22 protein-coding genes and 1 tRNA gene are annotated in these 20838 nt (G+C 63.9%); 13 read left to right on the top strand and 10 right to left on the bottom strand.

What is annotated here, in order from left to right; genetic code table 11:
* Nucleotides 1–13: 13 nt before the first annotated feature.
* On the bottom strand, nucleotides 14–1144 hold the full coding sequence (ribD, locus tag NY023_RS02630; RefSeq protein ID WP_024086182.1) for a bifunctional diaminohydroxyphosphoribosylaminopyrimidine deaminase/5-amino-6-(5-phosphoribosylamino)uracil reductase RibD: 1131 nt from the start codon (nucleotides 1142–1144) through the stop codon (nucleotides 14–16).
* Nucleotides 1145–1146: 2 nt separating this feature from the next.
* Nucleotides 1147–1611: a transcriptional regulator NrdR gene (gene nrdR, locus NY023_RS02625; RefSeq protein WP_003255402.1), complete on the bottom strand. Its 465-nt coding sequence runs from the start codon at nucleotides 1609–1611 to the stop codon at nucleotides 1147–1149.
* Nucleotides 1612–1717: 106 nt separating this feature from the next.
* On the opposite strand from nrdR, the gene NY023_RS02620 reads away from it, so the two are divergent.
* Genes NY023_RS02620 through trxA form a run of 3 tightly spaced genes read left to right on the top strand, consistent with a single transcriptional unit; the run spans nucleotide 1718 to nucleotide 3758 of the window.
* A complete protein-coding gene (locus NY023_RS02620; RefSeq protein ID WP_024086181.1) occupies nucleotides 1718–2170 on the top strand; it encodes a YbaY family lipoprotein in 453 nt (150 codons plus the stop codon).
* Nucleotides 2171–2197: 27 nt separating this feature from the next.
* Nucleotides 2198–2854, top strand: a complete 657-nt coding sequence (locus NY023_RS02615; RefSeq protein WP_038410335.1) for a class I SAM-dependent methyltransferase — start codon at nucleotides 2198–2200, stop codon at nucleotides 2852–2854.
* Nucleotides 2855–2885: 31 nt separating this feature from the next.
* On the top strand, nucleotides 2886–3758 hold the full coding sequence (gene trxA, locus NY023_RS02610) for a thioredoxin (protein ID WP_013970670.1): 873 nt from the start codon (nucleotides 2886–2888) through the stop codon (nucleotides 3756–3758).
* Nucleotides 3759–3834: 76 nt separating this feature from the next.
* Here trxA and NY023_RS02605 read toward each other — a convergent pair whose 3' ends face one another.
* Nucleotides 3835–4179 carry a hypothetical protein gene (locus NY023_RS02605; RefSeq protein WP_023663079.1) on the bottom strand — a complete coding sequence of 115 codons (345 nt, stop codon included), beginning with the start codon at nucleotides 4177–4179 and terminating at the stop codon, nucleotides 3835–3837.
* Between the two features lie 130 nt (nucleotides 4180–4309).
* On the opposite strand from NY023_RS02605, the gene NY023_RS02600 reads away from it, so the two are divergent.
* From NY023_RS02600 to NY023_RS02580, 5 genes are all read left to right on the top strand, one after another.
* Nucleotides 4310–4882 (top strand): DUF2796 domain-containing protein, encoded by a 573-nt coding sequence (locus NY023_RS02600; protein WP_013970668.1) that lies wholly within the window; start codon nucleotides 4310–4312, stop codon nucleotides 4880–4882.
* A complete protein-coding gene (locus NY023_RS02595; RefSeq protein WP_013970667.1) occupies nucleotides 4883–5593 on the top strand; it encodes an ABC transporter ATP-binding protein in 711 nt (236 codons plus the stop codon).
* Nucleotides 5593–6858, top strand: coding sequence for an ABC transporter permease (locus NY023_RS02590; RefSeq protein WP_013970666.1), 1266 nt, complete (start codon nucleotides 5593–5595; stop codon nucleotides 6856–6858). The genes NY023_RS02595 and NY023_RS02590 overlap by 1 nt, the downstream gene beginning before the upstream one ends.
* Before the next feature lie 150 nt (nucleotides 6859–7008).
* Nucleotides 7009–7503 carry a DUF3299 domain-containing protein gene (locus NY023_RS02585; RefSeq protein ID WP_038408606.1) on the top strand — a complete coding sequence of 165 codons (495 nt, stop codon included), beginning with the start codon at nucleotides 7009–7011 and terminating at the stop codon, nucleotides 7501–7503.
* Between the two features lie 109 nt (nucleotides 7504–7612).
* Complete coding sequence (locus NY023_RS02580; RefSeq protein ID WP_013970664.1) at nucleotides 7613–8296, top strand: OmpW/AlkL family protein; 684 nt, start codon at nucleotides 7613–7615, stop codon at nucleotides 8294–8296.
* Here the strand turns inward: NY023_RS02580 and NY023_RS02575 are convergent.
* Entirely contained in the window at nucleotides 8284–9036 is a 753-nt protein-coding gene (locus NY023_RS02575; RefSeq protein ID WP_044046879.1) for an MFS transporter, read from the bottom strand. The genes NY023_RS02580 and NY023_RS02575 overlap by 13 nt on opposite strands.
* A 102-nt stretch (nucleotides 9037–9138) precedes the next feature.
* Between NY023_RS02575 and NY023_RS02570 the strand changes: the two genes are divergently transcribed.
* Nucleotides 9139–9582 carry a winged helix-turn-helix transcriptional regulator gene (locus NY023_RS02570; protein WP_013970662.1) on the top strand — a complete coding sequence of 148 codons (444 nt, stop codon included), beginning with the start codon at nucleotides 9139–9141 and terminating at the stop codon, nucleotides 9580–9582.
* A 130-nt stretch (nucleotides 9583–9712) separates the two neighbouring features.
* On the opposite strand, the gene NY023_RS02565 is transcribed toward NY023_RS02570, so the two are convergent.
* Together NY023_RS02565 and NY023_RS02560 are read right to left on the bottom strand one after the other, a co-directional pair.
* Nucleotides 9713–10645 (bottom strand): NAD-dependent epimerase/dehydratase family protein, encoded by a 933-nt coding sequence (locus tag NY023_RS02565; RefSeq protein ID WP_013970661.1) that lies wholly within the window; start codon nucleotides 10643–10645, stop codon nucleotides 9713–9715.
* Nucleotides 10638–11522, bottom strand: a complete 885-nt coding sequence (locus NY023_RS02560; protein WP_024086179.1) for a sugar nucleotide-binding protein — start codon at nucleotides 11520–11522, stop codon at nucleotides 10638–10640. The genes NY023_RS02565 and NY023_RS02560 overlap by 8 nt, the downstream gene beginning before the upstream one ends.
* A 264-nt stretch (nucleotides 11523–11786) precedes the next feature.
* On the opposite strand from NY023_RS02560, the gene NY023_RS02555 reads away from it, so the two are divergent.
* Together NY023_RS02555 and NY023_RS02550 are read left to right on the top strand one after the other, a co-directional pair.
* The gene (locus tag NY023_RS02555; protein ID WP_013970659.1) at nucleotides 11787–12827 is read left to right on the top strand and encodes a hypothetical protein; all 1041 of its coding nucleotides are present in this window, start codon (nucleotides 11787–11789) and stop codon (nucleotides 12825–12827) included.
* Between the two features lie 17 nt (nucleotides 12828–12844).
* Nucleotides 12845–13639: a TSUP family transporter gene (locus NY023_RS02550; RefSeq protein ID WP_013970658.1), complete on the top strand. Its 795-nt coding sequence runs from the start codon at nucleotides 12845–12847 to the stop codon at nucleotides 13637–13639.
* Nucleotides 13640–13647: 8 nt separating this feature from the next.
* On the opposite strand, the gene NY023_RS02545 is transcribed toward NY023_RS02550, so the two are convergent.
* Nucleotides 13648–14457: a helix-turn-helix domain-containing protein gene (locus NY023_RS02545; protein WP_024086176.1), complete on the bottom strand. Its 810-nt coding sequence runs from the start codon at nucleotides 14455–14457 to the stop codon at nucleotides 13648–13650.
* Nucleotides 14458–14635: 178 nt separating this feature from the next.
* Here NY023_RS02545 and NY023_RS02540 point away from each other — a divergent pair, with 178 nt between their 5' ends.
* Together NY023_RS02540 and NY023_RS02535 are read left to right on the top strand one after the other, a co-directional pair.
* Nucleotides 14636–16078 (top strand): alanine/glycine:cation symporter family protein, encoded by a 1443-nt coding sequence (locus NY023_RS02540; RefSeq protein WP_013970656.1) that lies wholly within the window; start codon nucleotides 14636–14638, stop codon nucleotides 16076–16078.
* A gap of 71 nt (nucleotides 16079–16149) precedes the next feature.
* Complete coding sequence (locus NY023_RS02535) at nucleotides 16150–17139, top strand: asparaginase (protein ID WP_024086175.1); 990 nt, start codon at nucleotides 16150–16152, stop codon at nucleotides 17137–17139.
* Nucleotides 17140–17265: 126 nt separating this feature from the next.
* On the opposite strand, the gene NY023_RS02530 is transcribed toward NY023_RS02535, so the two are convergent.
* From NY023_RS02530 to selA, 3 genes are all read right to left on the bottom strand, one after another.
* Nucleotides 17266–17361, bottom strand: a tRNA-Sec gene (locus NY023_RS02530).
* Nucleotides 17362–17367: 6 nt separating this feature from the next.
* Complete coding sequence (gene selB / locus NY023_RS02525) at nucleotides 17368–19290, bottom strand: selenocysteine-specific translation elongation factor (protein ID WP_013970654.1); 1923 nt, start codon at nucleotides 19288–19290, stop codon at nucleotides 17368–17370.
* Nucleotides 19287–20714, bottom strand: a complete 1428-nt coding sequence (selA, locus tag NY023_RS02520) for an L-seryl-tRNA(Sec) selenium transferase (RefSeq protein ID WP_013970653.1) — start codon at nucleotides 20712–20714, stop codon at nucleotides 19287–19289. The genes selB and selA overlap by 4 nt, the downstream gene beginning before the upstream one ends.
* Between the last annotated feature and the right edge of the window lie 124 nt (nucleotides 20715–20838).

The raw sequence follows: 20838 nt of genomic DNA, 5'->3' as shown, positions 1-20838 counted from the left end.
GGCAAGCCAGGCATTATACGCGGGGTGCCGGCAGGGGGATGGCCGTGACCCGCCAGTCATCGCCCACTGCGCGCATTTCAGTAATTTTCAGCCGCGGCGCTTCGCTCATCTTGTCCAGTGGCCAGTCCAACAGCGGACGAGCCTGGGAACCAAGGAAAGTGCCGGCGACGAACAGTTGGTACTCGTCGATCAGGCCTTGCCGGGCGAAGGCGCCGACCAGGCCGGCACCGGCTTCCAGCAGGACTTCGTTGATGCTGCGGGCCGCCAGGGCCTGCAGCAACGCCGACAGGTCTACCTGGCCATTGTCACCCGGCAAGCTGAGCAGTTCGTGGCCGGCAGCGGCATAGCGCGGGTCATCTGCGACAGCGGTCACCACCAGCGCCGGGCCAGCCTGGAAGAACGGCGCATCCAGCGGCAGGCGCAGGTGGCCATCGATCAGCACGCGCAGCGGTGTGCGGCTGAGAGCCAGGGCAGTGGTTTCGGCATCCAGGCCCAGCTCGGCGCCGCGCACGGTCATCCGCGCGTTGTCGGCCAACACGCTGGTGGCGCTGGTCAGTACCACGCTGGAGCGGGCGCGCAGGCGCTGCACCGCCGAACGGGCGGCCGGGCCGGTGATCCACTGGCTTTCGCCACTGGCCATGGCGGTGCGGCCATCCAGGCTCATGGCCAGCTTGGCGCGAACGAACGGCAGGCCATGTTCCATGCGTTTGAGGAAACCGGGGTTGAGTGCGCGGGCCTCGGCCTCGAGCACGCCGCTGGCCACTTCGATACCGGCCTCGGCCAGGCGCCGCAGGCCCTGCCCCGCCACTTGCGGGTTGGGGTCCTGCATGGCGGCTACCACCCGTGCCACGCCTGCCTTGACCAGCGCTTCGGCGCACGGCGGCGTGCGGCCGTGATGGCTGCACGGCTCGAGGGTGACATAGGCACAGGCGCCACGGGCACGCTCACCGGCCTGGCGCAGCGCATGCACTTCGGCATGCGGCTCGCCGGCGCGTACATGCCAGCCTTCGCCGACCACCTCGCCATCGCGCACGATCACGCAGCCTACGCGCGGGTTCGGGTGGGTGGTGTACAGGCCCTTGCGCGCCAGCTCCAGCGCGCGGGCCATGTAGTGGGCGTCGAGGATGGCAGCTTGGCTGGGCATGATCACTCTTTAGCCGGCTCGCGAGCCAGGCGGTCGATTTCTTCGCGGAACTCGTCGAGGTCCTGGAAGCGCCGGTAAACCGAGGCAAAACGGATATAGGCCACTTCGTCGAGCTTGCGCAGCTCGGCCATGACCATTTCACCCACCACCAGCGATTTGACTTCACGCTCGCCGGTGGCACGCAGGCGGCTCTTGATATGCGCCAGCGCAGCTTCCAGACGCTCGACGCTGACCGGGCGCTTTTCCAGTGCCCGCTGCATGCCGGCGCGCAGTTTTTCTTCGTCGAAGGGTTGGCGCGTGCCGTCCTGCTTGATCAGCCGGGGCAGCACCAGCTCGGCGGTTTCGAAAGTGGTGAAACGCTCGCCGCAGGCGACGCATTCGCGGCGGCGGCGCACCTGCTCGCCCTCGGCGACGAGGCGAGAGTCGATGACCTTGGTGTCGTTGGCACCGCAAAAGGGACAGTGCATGGTGGCAGGCAACAAAAAAAGGGAGGGCCATGGTAGCGCATCCCACTGGCAAGACAAGCCAAAGGGGTTAACATCCATGGGAAATCTGCCCGTGAAGGACTACCCCATGCACTACCGAGCGCTCGTCGTGCTGTGCTGCGCCGCCCTGCTCGCCGCCTGCGGCAGCGACAGGCCGAAGCCCGACACCCCTCCGGCACCCACGCCAGCCCGCACGGCCAAGCCGGCCGCAGTACTGGGCCCGCTGCCGGCCTACCAGCGCGAGCTAAGCGGCACCTTGCTGGAAATCCCCGCCGGTGCCGACGTGGAGCTGGCCTTGCTGGTCATCGACGAACGCGACCGCCCACAACGCTTGCTGGCCAGCAGCAACCTGACTGGCACCGGCCAGGCCCTGCCCTACCAACTGCGCTTCAACCCCGAGGCCTTCCCCGCCGGTGCCCGGGTCGAGCTGCGCGGCCGCGCCAGCAGCTCTGGCCAGCTGATCATGCACCTGCCGCCGGTGCGCATTACCCAGGCCCAGACCCAGGCCATCGGCCCGCTGCGTTTCGAGAAGGCGCCGTAAGTGGCGCCAGTCTCCCTACAACAGCCCCTGCAACAGGCCCTGCAACAGGCCCTCAGCAGCCTGATCGGCGAAGCGCGTCTTGTCGTCAGCGAGCTGCCCGGCTGCGACCTCAAGCTGTGGCTGATCGACGACCAGAACATGGACCGCGCCTTCAGCAGCGAAGAGACCCGGCGCATTCTTGAAGAACCGCCCTACTGGAGCTTCTGCTGGGCCAGCGGCCTGGCCATGGCCCGTTACCTGGCCGAGCACCCGGAATGGGTAGCCGGCAAGCGCGTGCTGGACTTTGGCGCCGGCTCCGGTATCGCCGGTATTGCCGCCGCCCGCGCCGGTGCGCTGGAAGTGGTGGCCTGCGACCTCGACCCGCTGGCACTCGATGCCTGCCGCGCAAATGCCGCGCTGAACGGGGTGGAACTGGGTTACAGCAGCAATTTCTTCGCCGAGGACGATCGCTTCGATCTGATCCTGGTTGCCGACGTGCTGTACGACCGCGCCAACCTGCCGCTGCTGGATGCCTTCCTCGGCCGCGGGCGCCAGGCGCTGGTGGCCGACTCGCGTGTACGCGACTTCAGCCACCCGTTGTATCAACAACTGGGCGTGCTGGAAGCGCTCACCCTGCCAGACCTGGCCGAGCCGCACGAATTCCGCCGGGTCAGCCTGTACCACGCCAGCCGCGACACCTTATAGTGGTGTTATCCACGAGTTTGCGAGAGTCGCGATGACCCAAGACACGCCATACATTTTCGACGCTACCGATGCCACCTTCCAGCAACTGGTTATCGAGAACTCCTTCCACAAACCGGTGCTGGTGGATTTCTGGGCCGAGTGGTGCGCGCCGTGCAAGGCACTGATGCCACTGCTGGCGAAGATCACCGAGGGTTACCAGGGCGAGTTGCTGCTGGCCAAGATCAACTGTGACGTGGAGCAACAGGTAGTTGCCCAGTTCGGCATCCGCAGCCTGCCGACCGTGGTGCTGTTCAAGGACGGCCAGCCGGTGGACGGTTTTGCCGGTGCGCAGCCGGAATCGGCGATCCGCGCGATGCTCGAGCCGCACGTGCAACTGCCTGCCGCGCCTACCGCCTCGCCGCTGGAGCAGGCCAAGGGACTTTTTGCCGAAAGCCGTTTTGCCGAGGCCGAAGCACTGTTGCAGGCACTGCTGGGTGAGGACAACAGCAATGCCGAGGCACTGATTCTGTATGCCCGTTGCCTGGCCGAGCGCGGGGAGCTGGGTGAAGCCCAGGTGGTGCTGGATGCGGTCAAGACTGACGAGCACAAAGCTGCACTGGCCGGCGCCAAGGCACAACTGACCTTCCTGCGCCAGGCCGCCAGTCTGCCGGAAGTGGCTGACCTGAAAAGCCGCCTGGCGCAGAACCCGCAGGATGATGAAGCGGCTTATCAGCTGAGCGTGCAGCAGCTGGCGCGCCAGCAATATGAAGCGGCGCTGGAAGGGTTGCTGAAGCTGTTCCAGCGTAACCGTGGTTATGAGAACGGGCTGCCGCAGAAGGCGTTGCTGCAGGTGTTCGAGCTGCTGGGCGGTGATCACCCGCTGGTCGGCGTGTATCGTCGCAAGTTATCGGCGGCGATGTTCTGACCCTAGGCCTATTGCGAGGGCTTTGCCCTCGTTCGCGGGCATGCCCGCGAACGAGGCCAGCACAGGCAATACAGATTTATCCCACCCAGTGATACACCGGCGCGTCCACGCCACTTTCCACCTTGACTTCACGGCTATGCCGCAAGCGCACCAGCAGCCGTTTACCCGCCGCCGTACTCCCAGCCAGCCCTTCCAGCCGATCCAGCAATTCCGGCCCGCTCATCTGCCCTGCCAGGCGCAACACCTCACGTGCCGCAGTCCATTGCCCGTCATCCTGACGAGTTGTCGCCACGGTTTCCGCTGTTGCGGTCTGTGCCACCGCAGGCAATTCGATCCGCCGCCCCAGTTGCGCCCACTCTTCAGGCGCCAGCTCGATGGTCAGATCCACAGGCCAGTCACCAATCTGTCCACGAATTCTCATGCTGCATTCCCTGAACCCAAGTCAATGCCACCATCCTACCCCAACATGAAACCTGCGCCACGCAGGCTGGCAGCACACGGAAAAGTTGTTATAACATAACCCGATCTTCCCGCCCGCTCCGGAGTCGTCCATGCGTCGCCTGTTGCTCGCCTTGCCCTTCGCCCTGCTGCCCCTGGCCGTGGCCCAAGCCCACGATGATGACCATGATCACGACCACGGCACCCTCGGCGCCCACGAGCATGGCGTGGCCAAGCTCAATGCCGTGCTCGATGGCAACACCCTGGAGCTGGAGCTGGACAGCCCGGCAATGAACCTGGTCGGCTTCGAACACGCCGCCAACAGCGACGCCGACAAGGCCAAGGTCGCGGCGGTGCGCCAGCAGCTGGAGCAGCCACTGAAGCTGTTCGGCCTGCCCGCCGCTGCCGGTTGCAAGGAAGACCAGCAGGAACTGGAAAGCCCGCTGTTCGGTGATGCCCCGAAAGCCGACGACGATGGTGACGACCACGAGCACAGCCACCAGCACAGCGACATCGGCGCCCATTACCAGCTGACTTGCGCCGACCCCGACAAACTGGCGCAGGTGGACCTCGCTCCGCTGTTCAAGGCGTTCCCGGCTACCCAGAAAATCACCGTTCAACTGATCGGCCCCAATGGCCAGAAAGGCGCGGAAGCCACGCCAGCCAAGGCTGCGGTCGCGTTCTGAATGCGCCAGCCGTTGATCGAACTGCATGACCTGGTGTTTGCCTGGCCCGGCCAGCCGGCGCTGCTGGATATTCCGGCATTCCGCCTGGAGGCTGGCGAAGCCCTGTTTCTCAAGGGCCCCAGTGGCAGTGGCAAGACCACATTGCTGGGCCTGCTGGGCGGGGTGAACGTACCAGGCCAGGGCCGCATCCAGTTGCTCGGCCAGGACCTCGGGCGCCTGGGCCAAGGCGCCCGTGACCGCTTCCGGGTCGACCACACCGGTTATATCTTCCAGCAGTTCAACCTGCTGCCGTTCCTCTCGGTACGCGAAAATGTCGAGCTGCCCTGCCGCTTCTCGCGCAGCCGCAAGGCCCGCGCCGAGCAACGCCATGGCAGTGTCGACCAGGCAGCCAGCACCTTGCTGGCCCACCTGGGCCTGGACGACCCCGCCCTGCTCGCCCGCCGCGCCGACAGCCTGTCGATCGGCCAGCAGCAACGGGTCGCTGCCGCCCGCGCACTGATCGGCCAACCCGAACTGGTGATCGCCGACGAACCGACCTCGGCGCTGGATGCCGACACCCGCGAAGCGTTCATCCGCCTGCTGTTCGATGAATGCCGCGCCGCCGGTGCCAGCCTGCTGTTCGTCAGCCACGACCAGAGCCTGGCGCCGCTGTTCGACCGCCACCTGTCGCTGGCCGAACTCAACCGCGCCGCCAAGTCCCGGGAGGCCTGATGTACCTGCTCCGCCTTGCCTTGGCCAGCCTGGCCAACCGCCGCTTCACCGCATTCCTCACCGCCTTCGCCATCGCCCTGTCGGTGTGCCTGCTGCTGGCCGTGGAGCGGGTCCGTACCGAGGCCCGGGCCAGCTTCGCCAGCACCATAAGCGGTACCGACCTGATCGTCGGCGCCCGCTCCGGCTCGGTGAACCTGCTGTTGTACTCGGTGTTCCGCATCGGCAACGCCACCAACAACATCCGTTGGGACAGCTATGAGCACTACGCCAAGGACCCGCGGGTGGAATGGGCCATCCCTATCTCGCTGGGCGACTCGCACCGTGGTTATCGAGTGATGGGCACTACCGGTGATTACTTCAGCCATTACCAGTACGGCCGCCGCCAGCACCTGGAATTGAGCCATGGCCGCGCGTTTGCCGATGATCCGTTCGAGGTGGTGCTGGGTGCCGAAGTGGCCGAGGCATTGCACTACAAGCTGGGCGACAAGCTGGTGCTTGCCCACGGCGTGGCCGCGATCAGCCTGGTCAAGCACGACGACAAGCCGTTCACCGTAGTCGGAGTGCTCAAGCGCACCGGCACACCGGTCGACCGCACGCTGCATATCAGCCTGGGCGGCATGGAAGCCATCCACATCGACTGGCACAACGGTGTGCCGGCCCGTGGCGCCGGGCGTATCAGCGCCGAGCAGGCACGGACCATGGACCTGCAGCCTGCCGCCATCACTGCGTTCATGCTCGGCCTGAACAGCAAGATCGCGACATTCAGCCTGCAGCGGGAGATCAATGAATACCGCAGCGAGCCGTTGCTGGCGATCCTGCCCGGGGTAGCCCTGCAGGAGCTGTGGAGCCTGATGGGCACCGCGGAGCAGGCGTTGTTCGTGGTGTCGCTGTTCGTGGTGCTGACCGGCCTGATCGGCATGCTTACGGCGATTCTCACCAGCCTCAATGAACGCCGCAGGGAGATGGCGATATTGCGCTCGGTTGGTGCCAGGCCGTGGCATATCGCAGGGCTGCTGGTGCTGGAGGCACTGTCGCTGGCGGCGGTAGGGATCGCTGCAGGGCTTGGCTTGCTGTATGCGGGAATCGCCCTGGCACAAGGGTATGTGCAGGCCAACTATGGTTTGTACTTGCCGCTGGCCATGCCGAGTGCTCATGAATGGACGTTGCTGGCTATCATCCTGGGAGCTGCGCTGTTGATGGGCAGCGTACCGGCGTGGCGGGCCTATCGGCAGTCGCTGGCCGACGGCTTGTCCATTCACCTCTGAGGGCGTGCAATGATCCAATACCTCACTGCCTTCTTCGCGGGTGAACCCGCTCCCACAAGGTCCACCACAAGCTTCAAAGCCTATGCAGGACCTGTGGGAGCGGGTTCACCCGCGAAGAGGCCAGTACAGGCAGTACAACTACTACTGGTCATGCTGCTTTCGCTGGCATCGCCCACCTGGGCCTCGGAACCCCGCGAACTTGACTGGCCCGCCCTCATCCCCGAAGGCGCCCCGGTCATCCCGCCCCAACTCGCGCCGTTGCACGACATGTCGCAGCTCAGCAACGCCCTGTCCGCCGAGTCCGCCCCGCCGGCGCGCCAGCAGGCCCCCGATGCACCAGTGGTAAAAAGCCTCGACGGCCAGCAGATCAAACTGCCCGGCTACATCGTACCGCTGGAGGTGAGCGAAGAAGGCCGCACCACCGAATTCCTGCTGGTCCCCTACTACGGCGCGTGCATCCACGTGCCACCGCCACCGTCGAACCAGATTGTGCACATCTTCAGTGAAATGGGCGTTCGCATTGAAGACCTCTACCAGCCCTACTGGATCGAGGGAAAGCTTCAGGTTAGAGCCTCCAGCAGCGAACTGGCCGATGCCGGCTACCAGATGGAAGCCGAGAAAATATACGCTTATGAGCTGAGATGAGAACTATTTCGAATTTGTGGCGATGCTTCGTTGAGCTGGGTCAAACTTTCCGTTCAGACGCATCCGTACCATTGGACTACTCGATTACTCACGTCCTCTGGGAGCTTCCATGAACAAGTCCTTGCTCAGCGCCGCCCTCGCGGCCCTGGCGCTCGCTACCCCTGTTGCCAACGCCCACCAGGCAGGCGATGTCATCGTCCGTGCCGGCGCGATCACCACCGCGCCCAACGAGAGCAGCGGCGACCTGAAATTCGACGGCAACAAAGTCTCGGGCACCAAGGCAACCCTGGACAGCGACACCCAGCTGGGCCTGACCTTCGCCTATATGCTCACCGACCATGTCGGCCTGGAGCTGCTGGCGGCCACCCCGTTCAAGCATACCGTTGGCGTCAAGGGCCTGGGCGGCGGCCTGGACGGCAAGCTGGCCGACATCAAGCAGCTGCCACCGACCCTGTCGCTGCAGTACTACCCGATGGAACCGACCTCCAAGTTCCAGCCGTACGCTGGTGTCGGCATCAACTACACCCTGTTCTTCGATGAAGACCTCAGCAGCGCCCGCAAGCAGCAAGGCTTCAGCAACCTGAAGCTGCAGGACTCGGTCGGTTTCGCCGGCCAGCTGGGCATGGACTACATGATCACCGACAACCTGCTGGTCAACGCCGCGGTCTGGTACGTCGACATCGACACCAAGGCCAGCGTCGACGGCCCGTCCGCACTGGGCTACAGCAAGACCAAAGTCGACGTCGATGTCGACCCATGGGTGTACATGGTCGGCCTTGGCTACAAGTTCTGACCTGAACACTGCAGGGCGGCTTCGGCCGCCCTCGCGCGTTGCAGCCATAACCAGTACCCCAGCGCGACCGCGCTGATGCCCATCCCGAGCCCACACACCGCTGCCCAACCCCAATGGGCATACACCCAGCTCGCCAGCACTGCCCCCACTCCACTGCCAAGCGAATAGCAGCACATGTAGGCGCCGATCAAACGGCTGGCCATTGCGCCACGCCCAGCCAGCAGCATCAACAACCCTGCGGTAAACAGGTACACGCTGCGCCAGCCAGCCAGGTCGGCAAGCCCGCCCGAGACCAGCCGCGCCAGCAGAATGCCCAGCACTATGCCGCTGGTGACGGTGCCCACGGCCTGCCCTTGCTGGCCGGGGGCGGCAAGGCTCGCAGCATGCGCCACCATCACTTGCACCATGACCGCCATCAGCCCGGTGATAGCCAGGGCCAGCAGCAATAGCGCCCAGTTGGGCGCCATGCCTACCCCAACCAGCGCCAGGGCCGAGAACAGCAACTGCCCGAGCAGCAGGCGCTTGCGGTCGATCAGGTCACCCAACGGCACGATCAGCAACAACCCCAGGGCGTAGCCCGCCTGGGTCGCGCCAACTACCCAACCGATCTGCTGCTGCGCCACGCCAAGGTCAGCGGCCATCGACTCGAGCAGAGGCTGGGCGAAATACACTGTCGCCACAGCCATGGCGCTGGTAATGGCCAGCAGCAGGGTTATCCAGCGTGTCAGTGCAGGGTTCATCGGGCTGGTCTCGTCAATCTGGTTTCGAATTGAAACCACATACTGGCTATTTAGCAAATGTGGTTTTAATCTGCAACCAGATGATCACGAAAGGCCCCGTCCATGCTCGATGAAAACAATGCGCAATGCCCCGTAGCCCGGGCGCTGGAGGTACTGGGAGACCGCTGGGCGCTGATGATCCTGCGCGACGCATTCGATGGGCTGCGGCGCTTCAGTGAATTCCAGAAGAACCTGGGGCTGGCGAAGAACATCCTCGCCTCACGGCTGAAGTGGCTGGTGGAGAGTGGGCTGCTGACGCTGCAGCCGGCGTCGGATGGCAGTGCCTACAAGGAGTATGTGCTGACCGAGAAAGGGCGATCGGTGTTCCCGGTGGTGGTTGGCTTGAGGCAGTGGGGGGAGCGGTTTCTGTTCGAGGCGGGCGAGGTGCGTTCGGAGTTGGTGGATAGTGATACGGGGCAGGCGCTGGAAACACTGCAGGTGCGGGCCCGGGATGGGCGGGTGCTGGCGGCAGGGGATTGCCTGCGAAAAGTGGTGCGGCATGAGTGATTCTGGGGCTGCTGCGCAGCCCATCGCGACACAAGGCCGCTCCTACAGCGATCGCGCCAGGCCGAGGTTGCGCGGTAGCTGTAGGAGCGGCCTTGTGTCGCGATAGGGGCGCAAAGCGCCACCAAGAATTTCAGCCCTTACCCAGAAGCCGCGACAAGCCCTCGACCATCGGCGTCGCCTGCGGAAACTCGAACCGCGCCAACAAGCGCTGGTTATCCGCCCGCGAATGGCGAATGTCACCCGAACGTGCCGCCACATAGCTGACCGCCGGCAAGCTACCCACCACCTTCTCAAGCGCTGCCAGCAGCTGGTTAAGCGATGTGGCCTGGTTGAGGCCGATATTCACCGCTCCCTCCTCGACCTGCGGCTGCTCCAGCGCCTGCACCATCACCTGCACCAGGTCGCCCACGTAAAGGAAGTCCCGGGTCTGCTCACCATCACCGAACACGGTAATCGGCAAACCCTGCACAGCACGTTGGGAGAAGATGCTGATCACCCCGGAATACGGCGATGACGGGTCCTGGCGCGGCCCGAAGATATTGAAGAAGCGGAACACCACCGGCTCCAGGCCATGCTGACGACGGTAGAAGTCCAGGTACTGCTCACTGGCCAGCTTGTCCACGGCATACGGGGTCAGCGGCGCCTTGGGGGTGTCTTCGGCAATCGACTCGCCTTCACCATTGTTGCCATACACCGCCGCACTGGAGGCGAACAGCACCCGGCGCAGCCCATGCACGCGCATGGCTTCGCACACGTTGAGGGTACCGATGAAATTGCTCTGGTGGGTCCGCACCGGGTCCTCGACCGAGGCCTGCACCGAGGCCACCGCTGCCAGGTGCACCACGGCACTGCAGCCAGCCGTAACCTGCGTGACCAGCTTGGCATCGGCGACATCGCCTTCAACCAGTTCCAGCCGAGGGTGGTCAACCTGCAGGTTGCCCCGCTGGCCAGTGGAGAAATCGTCGAGAATGCGTACGGCGTAGCCTTTCTCCAACAACGCATCGCACAGGTGGGAGCCAATAAAGCCGGCACCGCCGGTGATCAGGATGGGGGCGTCAGCCATGGCGGTAGAACCGGTCCAGTAGAGGCGGCAAGCCGGCGCGCCAGGCGCGCGGCTTGATGCCGAAGGTATGAAGGATTTTCTTGCAGGCCAGTACCGCGTGCTGCGGCTCTTCGCTGGCATCCGGCCGTGCGGCATGTGCCTGCGGCGTCGGCGCCTGCACGGCCAGCTGCCGGTACTGGCCTGCCTCGGCGAGGATCGCCTGGCCCAGCGCCAGCGGCGTGGTCGCCTCGTTGCCGGCGTAATGGTAGGTGCCCCACAGCGGCGCACTGCAATCGAGTTGTTTGAGCACCGACAGGATCACCCGGGCGGCGTCGTCGACTGGCGTAGGGTTGCCACGCCGGTCATCGGCCAGCAGCAGCTCCTGGGGTTGCTCGGCGCGGGTCAGGAAGCGGCCCAACGCCCCGTCGATGCTTTCGTCGAGCAGCCAACCAAAGCGCAACAGCACGTGTTGCGGGCAAGCCGCGCGAACGCTCTGCTCGATGCGCCACAGGGCCTGGCCACGCAGGCCCAGCGGTACCGGCTCGTCCTTTTCGCTGTAGGCCGTGGCCCGAGAACCATCGAACACCCGGTAGCTGGATGGCTGAACCAGGGTGATCTGGTGGTGCTGGCACAGCTCTGCCAACCGCTCCACAGCCCGCTCCTGCTGGGCCAGGCGCTGCTCACTGACCGACTCGGCCTGGAACCAGTCGAAGTAATAGGCCAGGTTGACCAGTGCATCGGGACGATGATCGTCGAGCAGCTGGGTGAGGCTGGCCGGCGTCCAGCCGTTCTCGGGCGGGCGCGGAGCCAGGAATGCGATGTCCTCCTCGGCCCCAAGACGAATCAGCGCTTGCCCGAGGGCATTGCCACCACCCAACAGCATTAGGCGCATACGCATAGAGTCAGCAGATCCGGAGAGGTTGATTGAAGGAAAGGGGTCATTTTGCGGTTTCCGGGCGGGGAAGTCCAACACCGGACCCGTTCGATGCCACAGGCGGTACTGAATTCAAAGTTCCACCGTTCAATACCGCAACACGCAGAAATCTCCTACGACATACCAGGAACGAGCTGACTTCCGCGCAACAGCACAACCGCATTGAATAGTTGACTCCCCCACTTGCCAGCCGGGGAGCTTCACAAAAACAAGTACAAGGAACGTTCAATGCCTCACTCGGAAGCTGCATACCTGGATTTCAGCCCGGAGCAAAGCAAAGCCATAGCCTTTGCAAGCCAGACAATTGCTGACCTGGGTGGCCCAGAGGCCAAAGGAGTAGCACTTCAGGCTCGTATATTCGCCGATCAATTCGAGCAAGCCTTGAGCGTGGAACAGCGTGGGTTGCTACAACGCTTCAGTGAAGGCCAGCTATCTGCCTTGATGTACAGGCATATGCCTTGTGCCGACGAGCCAATACCAGAATATCTGCCCCACATTTCCGCCCTGGCGCAAAACCCACGCTGCCAATACCTTGCCTCACGCAATCAACTACTGCTGGAGCTCGTGCGCCACCGCAGTTTCGCCTTCGATATAGATAACGAGGGTAAGCAGGTTCGCCTGGTAGGCAACTTCAAGGGCGGTGGCCGCATTCCGCGACTCGACGAAGATCCCTGCCTGAAAGTTGAAACCAGCTCGCATGCGGGCTTGCGCTTGGGGCCGCACACTGAAGCGCCCTACAACTGCTCGACAATTTCCAGCAACGCTCACTCCCCTGCTCCCTCTGCACTGATTCTGACTGCGCGCTGGAACCCCGCCAATGAACCTACGCATGTCTTCCCGCTCCGGGGAATCATTGAACGCTTGGGTAGCATGGGCACACTTGCACTGACTTCAGCGTCTTTCGACTTCACCCGCAGTGACTGCTTCGGTCACGGACAAGGCAATGCAGGCAAAGCAGTTTCAATACTGCAATTCGAGCCAAATGGTGGTTTCTCTGTTCGTTACAATTGCTATCGCTTCAGTCTGAATGAACGCGCCTGCAGCGCTGCTGCGCGCGCTTTCGACTCCTTTCAAAAAATACTGGATACCACACAACCGTTGGCGTTTGTCCTGCAGCCTGACACCGCACTGCTGATCAACAACAGCCGAGCCTTGCACGGCCGCGACATGGTTCAGGACAACCGGCGCCTGCTTATCCGTCAATTCGGATATTCCCCCTTCGCCGAACCGCTGGTGCTCGCTGAAGACCCGCTGCTGGTGCGTGGCTGATCATAGGAAAACACGCAATGATCGAATTAGATTTAACGCTTGTTCTGACCCTAGCACTGGTGGCACTGATGGCCGGCTTTTTCGATGCTATCGCCGGTGGCGGGGGCCTGATCACGCTCCCGGTGTTGTTCATTGCCGGTATCGAACCCTTGGCGGCAATTGCCACCAACAAGTTCCAGGCGGCTTCGGCTACGGTTTCGGCTACGTGCGCCTTCGCCCGCAAAGGCATGATCGACTGGAGACAAGGCAGTCCAATGGCTGTCATGTCGTTTATCGGAGGGGCGTTGGGTGCCTTGTCGATAACTTACGTGCCCAAAAGCGTTCTGCAGGCGTGCGTTCCACCTCTGCTGATCCTGATAGCCGCCTACTTTGCCTTCAGTCCAAAGCCGAATGAACAAGCGCGCAAGGCAAAGATATCGACCAGCCTGTTCTGCATTACGGTTGCACCAATCATTGGCTTTTATGACGGGATCTTCGGCCCTGGCGTCGGCTCGTTCTTCATGCTGGCCTGCGTGATCCTCTTGGGCCAGCACTTGATACAAGCCGTGTGCACAAGCAAGCTTTTGAACGCAGCCTGTAACCTGGGCGCGTTGTCAGTCTTTTCACTGAGCGGGGCGATCATCTGGCCGCTGGCACTGGCAATGGCATTCGCTGCTTTTGTGGGGGCTCAACTGGGCGCACGCTGCGCAGTACACTTTGGCCCCCGTCTGATCAAGCCGTTGCTGGTATGTGTTTGCTGCATCATGGCAATCAAGTTGCTGCTCGACCCAGGCAACCCTGTTGGCGAGTGGTTACATCAACTTGTTCTCTGAAAAAAGCATCACTCGATTTCGAACAGACTGTTACGCAACGGCCCCACGCTAAGGCGCTCACGCACATCGTCATCTATGCGTGGATCATCCGGCTGGTACAGTTTTACCTGCCGGTAGACATTAATGCGATTGATCTCCTCTCCCAGGTAGTCCCACACAACCCGAGTGCAGGCCGGGTTGCGCCGGTCTCCGCTGGATACGCCGGCCTTCAGGCCGTTGAGGCGGGTAATGCGGCTTTTGAAACTGGGGATGAGGATAGTCTGGCTCATCTCGTTGAACGTCAGCGACTCGTAATCGACCAGGAACATCCGGTCCTGCAGCTGGAACGCCGCTCCCAGATAGCGACAACGCACCCCGGCATGGGGGTTGGTGGCGCTGGAACGCTCCTGGCGTTCCTGGCGTTCGAAAAGGAACTGCCCGCGCTCCTCCCACAGGTGCACCAATGACACCAGGACCGTACCCGGAACCGACATGCAGTTGGAATATTCCAGGTAGTAACCGCAATAGCGCGACAGGTTCCCCGCATGGGCGTGCAACGGGCGGAACAGATCACTGATCGGGTCGCCAGGCTGCTCGGCCGGGGTCGACACGCGGGCACCGATCAGGCGGCTGAACTGCTCGGGTGGCAAATGCAATTCGTAATCTTCTACCCCGAAGAAATCGCCGATGCGCTTGAGGTTGTAGGCCGTCGGGCGGCTTTGCCCACTCAGGTACTTGTTGAACTGCGCGCGGTTGATCGACAGCTGGCGGCAAACTTCGGAGATAGAGCGGTAGTGGCTGCAGGCCAGTTTGAGGTTGGTAGCGAAATGATCGCTCATGACTCGGGACTCAGGTGACGCGAATGGCGCAATTGTAGCATCAAGTTGCACCAAATCAGAGCAACCCGCGAAATTGTAACCGCTCTTGTCATAGCCAACCATGCGCCCCACGAATAGCGGTGCGCCTGCCGTCCGCTGATCTTTCCACACGAACAATAAGAATCGAGGTCATTTTCCAATGCTCGAAGTACTCAACGATTTCCTCTCGGGGAAACTTCTCATTGTGCTGATCGTAGGGCTGGGTAGCTACTTCACTATCCGCTCCCGGTTCGTCCAGTTCCGCCACTTCGGCCACATGTTCGGTGTGTTCAAGGAATCGCTGCGTGGCCAGGCAGGCCAGCTGAGCTCCTTCCAGGCCCTGATGCTGAGCCTGGCTGGCCGCGTTGGTGCCGGTAACATCGCCGGTGTCGGCATTGCCGTGACCCTGGGTGGTCCAGGCGCCGTGTTCTGGATGTGGGTCACCGCACTGGTGGGTATGTCCAGCAGCTTCTTCGAATGCACCCTGGCCCAGGTCTACAAGCGCGCCGATGGCGACGGCCTGTACCGTGGTGGCCCGGCGTACTACATCCAGCACGGCCTGAAGCTGAAAAGCATGGCCATCGTGTTCTCGGTCCTGCTGCTGGTCACTTACGGCTTCGCCTTCATCGGCCTGCAGTCGTACACCGTGACTCACTCGCTGCAGAACGCCTTCGCCTTCGACCCCAAGCACACCGGCATCGTCCTCGCCGTGCTGCTGGCCATCACCTTCATCGGCGGCATCAAGCGCATCGCCGCGGTGTCGGACCTGCTGGTACCGGTCAAGACCCTGGCGTACATCGGCGTGACCCTGTACGTGATCGGCACCCAGATCGAGCACGTGCCAGCCATGCTGGAAACCATCTTCAAGAGTGCCTTCGGCCTCGACCCGGCGTTCGGCGGCCTGCTCGGCAGCGCCATCGTCATGGGCGTGAAGCGTGGTGTGTTCGCCAACGAAGCGGGCCTGGGCAGTGCGCCAAACGTCGCAGCCGTGGCCGCCGTGAAACACCCGGGTGCGCAGGGCGTTGTCCAGGCATTCAGCGTGTTCCTCGACACCTTCGTGATCTGCACCTGCACCGCGCTGCTGATCCTGTTGTCGGGTTTCTACACCCCGGGCTTCGAAGGTGACGGCATCGTCCTGACCCAGAACTCGCTGGCCGCCGTGGTTGGTGACTGGGGCCGCGTGTTCGTCAGCGTGGCACTGTCGCTGTTCGTGTTCACCTGCATCCTCTACAACTACTACCTGGGCGAGAACAGCCTGCAATTCCTCAGCCGCAATCGTGTGGTACTGATGGTATTCCGTGGCCTGGTACTGGCGCTGGTTGTATGGGGCTCGTTGCAGGACCTGTCGACTGTGTTCGCCTTTGCCGATATCACCATGACCTGCCTGGCCTTCGTCAACCTGGTGGCCCTGGCCCTGCTGTTCAAGGTCGGCCTGCGGGTGATGCGCGACTACGACGACCAGCGCAAGGCGGGCGTCGACCAACCGGTGTTCGACTCGGCCAAGTTTGCCGACCTGGACCTGGATCGCAATGCCTGGCCTGCCAATCCGCAGGCGGAAACAGCCACTGACAAAGCAGTCGGCGAAGTCCAGACTCAACGCTGATATTCTCCCCTGCCAGCCGCCCCGTCCGTGGGCGGCTTACCTTCTTCCGCTCACCGCTACGGATACTTCCCATGCGAGCAGTAAAGAATCTCCTCGTGCTCTATACCGGGGGCACCATCGGCATGCTCGAAACCCCCGAAGGCCTGGCGCCCGCCGGTGGCTTCGAAGCACGCATGCGCGAACACTTTGCCCAGTTGGCCGACGCCCCCCAGGTGCAATGGACCTTGCAGGAACTGAACCCGCTGCTCGACAGCGCCAACATGCAACAGCACAACTGGCTGGCGATGCGCGATGCAATCGTCGCAGCGGTAGAGGTGGCTGGCCATGATGGCGTGCTCGTACTGCATGGTACCGACAGCCTGGCCTACAGCGCCGCGGCGTTGTCGTTCCTGCTGCTGGGCCTGCCGGTGCCAGTGCTGCTGACCGGCTCGATGCTGCCGGCAGGTAGCGCGGACAGCGACGCCTGGGGCAACTTGTGCGGCGCACTGCGCCAGTTCGAACAAGGGCTGGAAGATGGCGTGCAGCTGTACTTCCATGGGCAGCTGCTGCATGGCTGCCGGGCGTCGAAGCTGCGCAGCGAGGCGTTCGATGCCTTTGCCGCGCTGCCGCGTCATCGTGACAGTGAGCGCGCAACGGCGATCCCTGCCGAGCTTGGCTACAAGCACCCGCGCCAGCCAGTCAACCTGGCGGTAGTGCCGGTGTTCCCGGGCCTGCAGGCCGGGCATTTGCAGGCACTGCTGGGCAGCGGCGTGCAGGGTTTGCTGCTGGAATGCTACGGCAGCGGAACCGGGCCGTCGGATGACCAGGCGTTGCTGGATGTGCTGAGCACGGCACGCCAGCGGGGTGTGATGCTGGCAGCTATCAGCCAGTGCCCTGAGGGGTCGGTGGTGTTCGATACCTATGCGGCGGGTAACCGCTTGCGCGGGGCCGGGCTGGTCAGTGGCGGGGGCATGACCCGGGAGGCGGCGCTGGCCAAGATGGTTGCGTTGCTGGGGGCCGGGCTGGATGTCGAAACGGCAGAGCGGTGGTTTGCCCTGGATCTGTGTGGCGAGCGGGCCTGACTGTTACCTGCTCTGGCCTCTTCGCGGGTAAACCCGCTCCTACAGGGGCGTCACAGTTCCAGAGACTTGTACGGTACCTGTGGGAGCGGGTTCACCCGCGAATAGGCCCTGACAGGCAAAAGAAAATGGCGGAAGGCAGCGGGAGTCGAACCTGCCCGGGAACGGCTGCCGTCCCCAACCGGGTTTGAAGCCCGGCCGCGCCACCGGGCGCGATTGCCTTCCTTGAACTCAGTGCCTGGCCTGCTGCTGGGCCAGGGCGCTGTCGGCGCGAATGTGACGCTGATCGGCCACCCTCCGGGTCAGGCCGATGCGGTCGAAGTACTCCAGAATCTGCACACTGCGCTTGCGACCGATGCCCAACATATCGCGAAACGCGGCAACCTGCACTATCGGCGTTTCACTGGCCTGCCCCAGCAGCAGCTCTGCCATGCGCTGTAGCGTCGCCTCGGGGTAGAACAGGTCGCGCACCACCTGGTGCACCAGGCCCAACCGGGCCAGCTTGCGCAGCAACAGGCGCACATCGGCTTCGGCACAATTTTCCTCGCTCGCCAGCGTCCGGACCCAGGGCGGATCGTATTGCCCCGCCAGCAACTTCGGTTGCAGACTCGCCCATAATGCACTGTCGGCTTCGCTCAACTGCACCTTGTGATCGGGCAGGTGCAGCCAAGGCCCGCTGCTGGCAATGGCGCCGTCTTCGAGCAACTCATCCAGCAGGCTGACAAAAGCGGGCCGCTCCAGCGGCAAGGCAGCAAAGCGGCGCAGGCGGTCGCGGTCCGGGCCGAGCTGGTCGGGCTCCTGTTCATGGAACCGCGCCAGCTGCTCCAGCACCTGGCGCTTGAGCGACTGCCACCGGGCACTGGCAAACAGCAGTTGGCCCTGCCGCGTGGCCACCACCAGCACATCTTCCGGCAACTGCCAGGTTTCGCGCAGGCGATTGAACTGCCGTTCCAGACGTTGCGGGTCGATACCCCCGGGTGCGCTGGCAAGCAGTGCCGGCAAGGCCTGCTCCAGGTCCTCGGCATCACGCAGCACCTGCAATTGGCGCAGGCGCTCATCACTGCGACGCTGACGGCTTGGCGCGAACGGATCGAGTACCTTGCCGCCCCCCAGTGTGCGCTGGGCACGCTGATCGCGCAGCACCAAGCGGTCGCCGTGCACCGCCTGCAGCGGCGCGTTGAGCAGCAACTGGGCGAACATGCGCTGGCCTGCCACCAAGGTTTCACCCTCGAGCAAGGCTACCCGGGCCGTTACATCCTGGGTGCCCAGGTGCACGTGCACAGCGCTGAAATGCTCGAAGGTACGGGTCTCGCCCGGCAACAGGTTCAGCTCGATATCCACCCGCACGCTAGGCGCATGCAGCCACTCGGGCACCAGCCAGTCCCCCCGGCGCACCTGCTCCACCGCCAGGCGTTCGGCAGCAATGTTCAGTGCCACCCGCTGGCCCGCTTCGGCCACCAGTGCGGCCTGGTTCTGCGCATGCAGGCCACGCACCCGCACCGGTTTGCCGGCCTTGCCCAGTAACAAGGTGTCACCGGCACTGACCCGCCCGGCCAGCGCCGTGCCCGTGACCACCACACCCGCACCGGTAACGGCAAAGGCGCGGTCGACGGCCAGGCGGAAACCGCCGCGCACGCTGCGCTGGCACACGCGCTGTTGCGCGGCCAGCAAGGCCTGGCGCAAGGCATCGATACCTTCACCGGTCACACTGGACAACGGAAACTGCCGCGCACCGGCATATGGGCCCGGCGCCAGAAGTTCGCTGACCTGTGCCTGCACTTCGGCCAGGCGGGCCGGCTCTACACGGTCGCATTTGCTGATCGCCACCAGGGCTTGTGGGATGCCCAGCAACTCGATGATCGCCAGGTGCTCACGGGTTTGAGGCATTACCCCGTCGTCGGCCGCCACTACCAGCAGTACCAGATCGATGCCATGGGCGCCGGCCAGCATGTTGTGGATAAAGCGCTCGTGACCGGGCACGTCGATGAAGCCGGTCAGCGCTGCGCCCTCGGTCAACGCCGCATAGCGATAGCCAAGGTCGATGGTCATGCCACGGGCGCGCTCCTCCTGGCGCTGGTCACCGGCCTGGCCGGTCAGGGCCTGGAGCAGTGCGGTCTTGCCGTGGTCGATGTGGCCGGCGGTACCAACGATCACTGTACCGGCCCCAATTGCAGGGCGGGCAACTGAGCCAGCCACTGGGCCTCGTCATCCAGTTGGCGCAGGTCCAGCCACAGGGCGTCATCGTCGATTCGGCCGAGCACTGGCACGGGCAGACCGCGCAAGGCGCGCTCCACTACATGCAGGCTGCGCCCGCGCAACTTCTTCGACACCTGCGGGCGCAGGCACAATGCCGCGCTTGGCAGGCGGGCCACCGGTTGGCTGCCACTGCCAATCATGCCCAACGCCGGCTCCACACTGACCGCCCATTGCTCGCCGAGGCGAGCTTTGATTTCAGGGGCCAGGCGCTCGGCCTGGGCCTGGATTTCTGCCTGGCTGCGGGTCAGCAGGCGCAGGCTGGGCAGGCGCTCGGCCAGGCGGTCGGGGTTTCGGTACAACGCCAGCACCGCTTCGAGTGCGGCAAGGGTGATCTTGTCGACCCGCAGCGCGCGCTTGAGCGGGTTCTTCTTGATTCTGGCGATCAGCTCCTTGCGCCCGACGATGATTCCGGCTTGCGGCCCGCCAAGCAGTTTGTCGCCGCTGAAGGTGACGATATCGGCGCCGTCAGCCAGGGCCTGACGCACAGTAGGCTCGGCGGGCAGGCCCCAGCGGGTAAGGTCAAGCAGGCTGCCGCTGCCAAGGTCTTCAAGCAACGGCAAGTCATGTTGGTGGGCGATACGCGCCAGCTCGGCGGTGGGCACCTGGGTAGTGAAGCCCTGAATGCTGTAGTTGCTGCAATGCACCCGCATCAGCAGGCCCGTACGCGGGCTGATGGCGGCCTCGTAGTCACGGGCGTGAGTGCGGTTGGTGGTGCCGACTTCGTGCAGCTTCACGCCGGCGCGGGCCATGATGTCGGGGATGCGGAAGGCACCGCCGATCTCGATCAGCTCACCGCGGGAGATGATCCCCTCCTTGCGCGCACCCAGGCTGTTGAGCGCCAGCAGCACGGCGGCGGCGTTGTTGTTGACCACGGTGACGGCTTCGGCGCCTGTCAGCTCGCGGATCAGGCCCTCGATCAGGTCGTCACGGTCGCCGCGCTTGCCGGTGGCCAGGTCGAACTCCAGGTTGAGCGGGTAGCGGGCGGCGGTCTGCATGGCCTCGATGGCCTCCTCTGGCAACAGGGCGCGGCCGAGGTTGGTGTGCAACACGGTGCCGGTGAGGTTGAACACTCGGCGGACCTGGCTGCGTTGCTGGGTGGCCAAGCGTTCGCCAGTGCGGCCCAACAGGACTTCAGCGGCCAGTTCGGCGGTGCTGAGCTGGCCGGTGCGGGCGGGGTCGCGCAGGTCGTCGAGCAGTTGCCGCAGGGTGGCCAGGACCGCGTCGCGACCGTGGCGGTCGATCAGCGGGAGGCAGGCTGGGTGGCGCAAAAGGGTGTCGATGGAGGGCAGGCGTGGGGTGTCGCTGGCTAGGCTGGAGGACATGCGGTACTACCTTGGACTGATCCGTTGTCTGTACTGGCCTCTTCGCGGGTAAACCCGCTGCTACAAGGGCCGCGCAAGCCTCAAAAGCTGCGCGGGCCCTGTGGGAGCGGGTTTACCCGCGAAG

It is taken from the genome of Pseudomonas sp. NBB, assembly GCF_032701105.1.
GTDB classification, from domain to species: Bacteria; Pseudomonadota; Gammaproteobacteria; order Pseudomonadales; family Pseudomonadaceae; genus Aquipseudomonas; species Aquipseudomonas asiatica.
The sequence above is the reverse complement of the archived record's forward strand: the minus strand, read 5'-3'. Positions and strand labels throughout refer to the sequence as shown.

Excerpts from the sequence above, each read along its gene's own strand:
- ribD (WP_024086182.1), bottom strand. The coding sequence starts at position 1,144 with ATGCCCAGCCAAGCTGCCATCCTCGACGCCCACTACATGGCCCGCGCG.
- nrdR (WP_003255402.1), bottom strand. The coding sequence starts at position 1,611 with ATGCACTGTCCCTTTTGCGGTGCCAACGACACCAAGGTCATCGACTCT.
- NY023_RS02620 (WP_024086181.1), top strand. The coding sequence starts at position 1,718 with ATGCACTACCGAGCGCTCGTCGTGCTGTGCTGCGCCGCCCTGCTCGCC.
- trxA (WP_013970670.1), top strand. The coding sequence starts at position 2,886 with ATGACCCAAGACACGCCATACATTTTCGACGCTACCGATGCCACCTTC.
- NY023_RS02605 (WP_023663079.1), bottom strand. The coding sequence starts at position 4,179 with ATGAGAATTCGTGGACAGATTGGTGACTGGCCTGTGGATCTGACCATC.
- NY023_RS02600 (WP_013970668.1), top strand. The coding sequence starts at position 4,310 with ATGCGTCGCCTGTTGCTCGCCTTGCCCTTCGCCCTGCTGCCCCTGGCC.
- NY023_RS02595 (WP_013970667.1), top strand. The coding sequence starts at position 4,883 with ATGCGCCAGCCGTTGATCGAACTGCATGACCTGGTGTTTGCCTGGCCC.
- NY023_RS02590 (WP_013970666.1), top strand. The coding sequence starts at position 5,593 with ATGTACCTGCTCCGCCTTGCCTTGGCCAGCCTGGCCAACCGCCGCTTC.
- NY023_RS02585 (WP_038408606.1), top strand. The coding sequence starts at position 7,009 with ATGCTGCTTTCGCTGGCATCGCCCACCTGGGCCTCGGAACCCCGCGAA.
- NY023_RS02580 (WP_013970664.1), top strand. The coding sequence starts at position 7,613 with ATGAACAAGTCCTTGCTCAGCGCCGCCCTCGCGGCCCTGGCGCTCGCT.
- NY023_RS02575 (WP_044046879.1), bottom strand. The coding sequence starts at position 9,036 with ATGAACCCTGCACTGACACGCTGGATAACCCTGCTGCTGGCCATTACC.
- NY023_RS02570 (WP_013970662.1), top strand. The coding sequence starts at position 9,139 with ATGCTCGATGAAAACAATGCGCAATGCCCCGTAGCCCGGGCGCTGGAG.
- NY023_RS02565 (WP_013970661.1), bottom strand. The coding sequence starts at position 10,645 with ATGGCTGACGCCCCCATCCTGATCACCGGCGGTGCCGGCTTTATTGGC.
- NY023_RS02560 (WP_024086179.1), bottom strand. The coding sequence starts at position 11,522 with ATGCGTATGCGCCTAATGCTGTTGGGTGGTGGCAATGCCCTCGGGCAA.
- NY023_RS02555 (WP_013970659.1), top strand. The coding sequence starts at position 11,787 with ATGCCTCACTCGGAAGCTGCATACCTGGATTTCAGCCCGGAGCAAAGC.
- NY023_RS02550 (WP_013970658.1), top strand. The coding sequence starts at position 12,845 with ATGATCGAATTAGATTTAACGCTTGTTCTGACCCTAGCACTGGTGGCA.
- NY023_RS02545 (WP_024086176.1), bottom strand. The coding sequence starts at position 14,457 with ATGAGCGATCATTTCGCTACCAACCTCAAACTGGCCTGCAGCCACTAC.
- NY023_RS02540 (WP_013970656.1), top strand. The coding sequence starts at position 14,636 with ATGCTCGAAGTACTCAACGATTTCCTCTCGGGGAAACTTCTCATTGTG.
- NY023_RS02535 (WP_024086175.1), top strand. The coding sequence starts at position 16,150 with ATGCGAGCAGTAAAGAATCTCCTCGTGCTCTATACCGGGGGCACCATC.
- selA (WP_013970653.1), bottom strand. The coding sequence starts at position 20,714 with ATGTCCTCCAGCCTAGCCAGCGACACCCCACGCCTGCCCTCCATCGAC.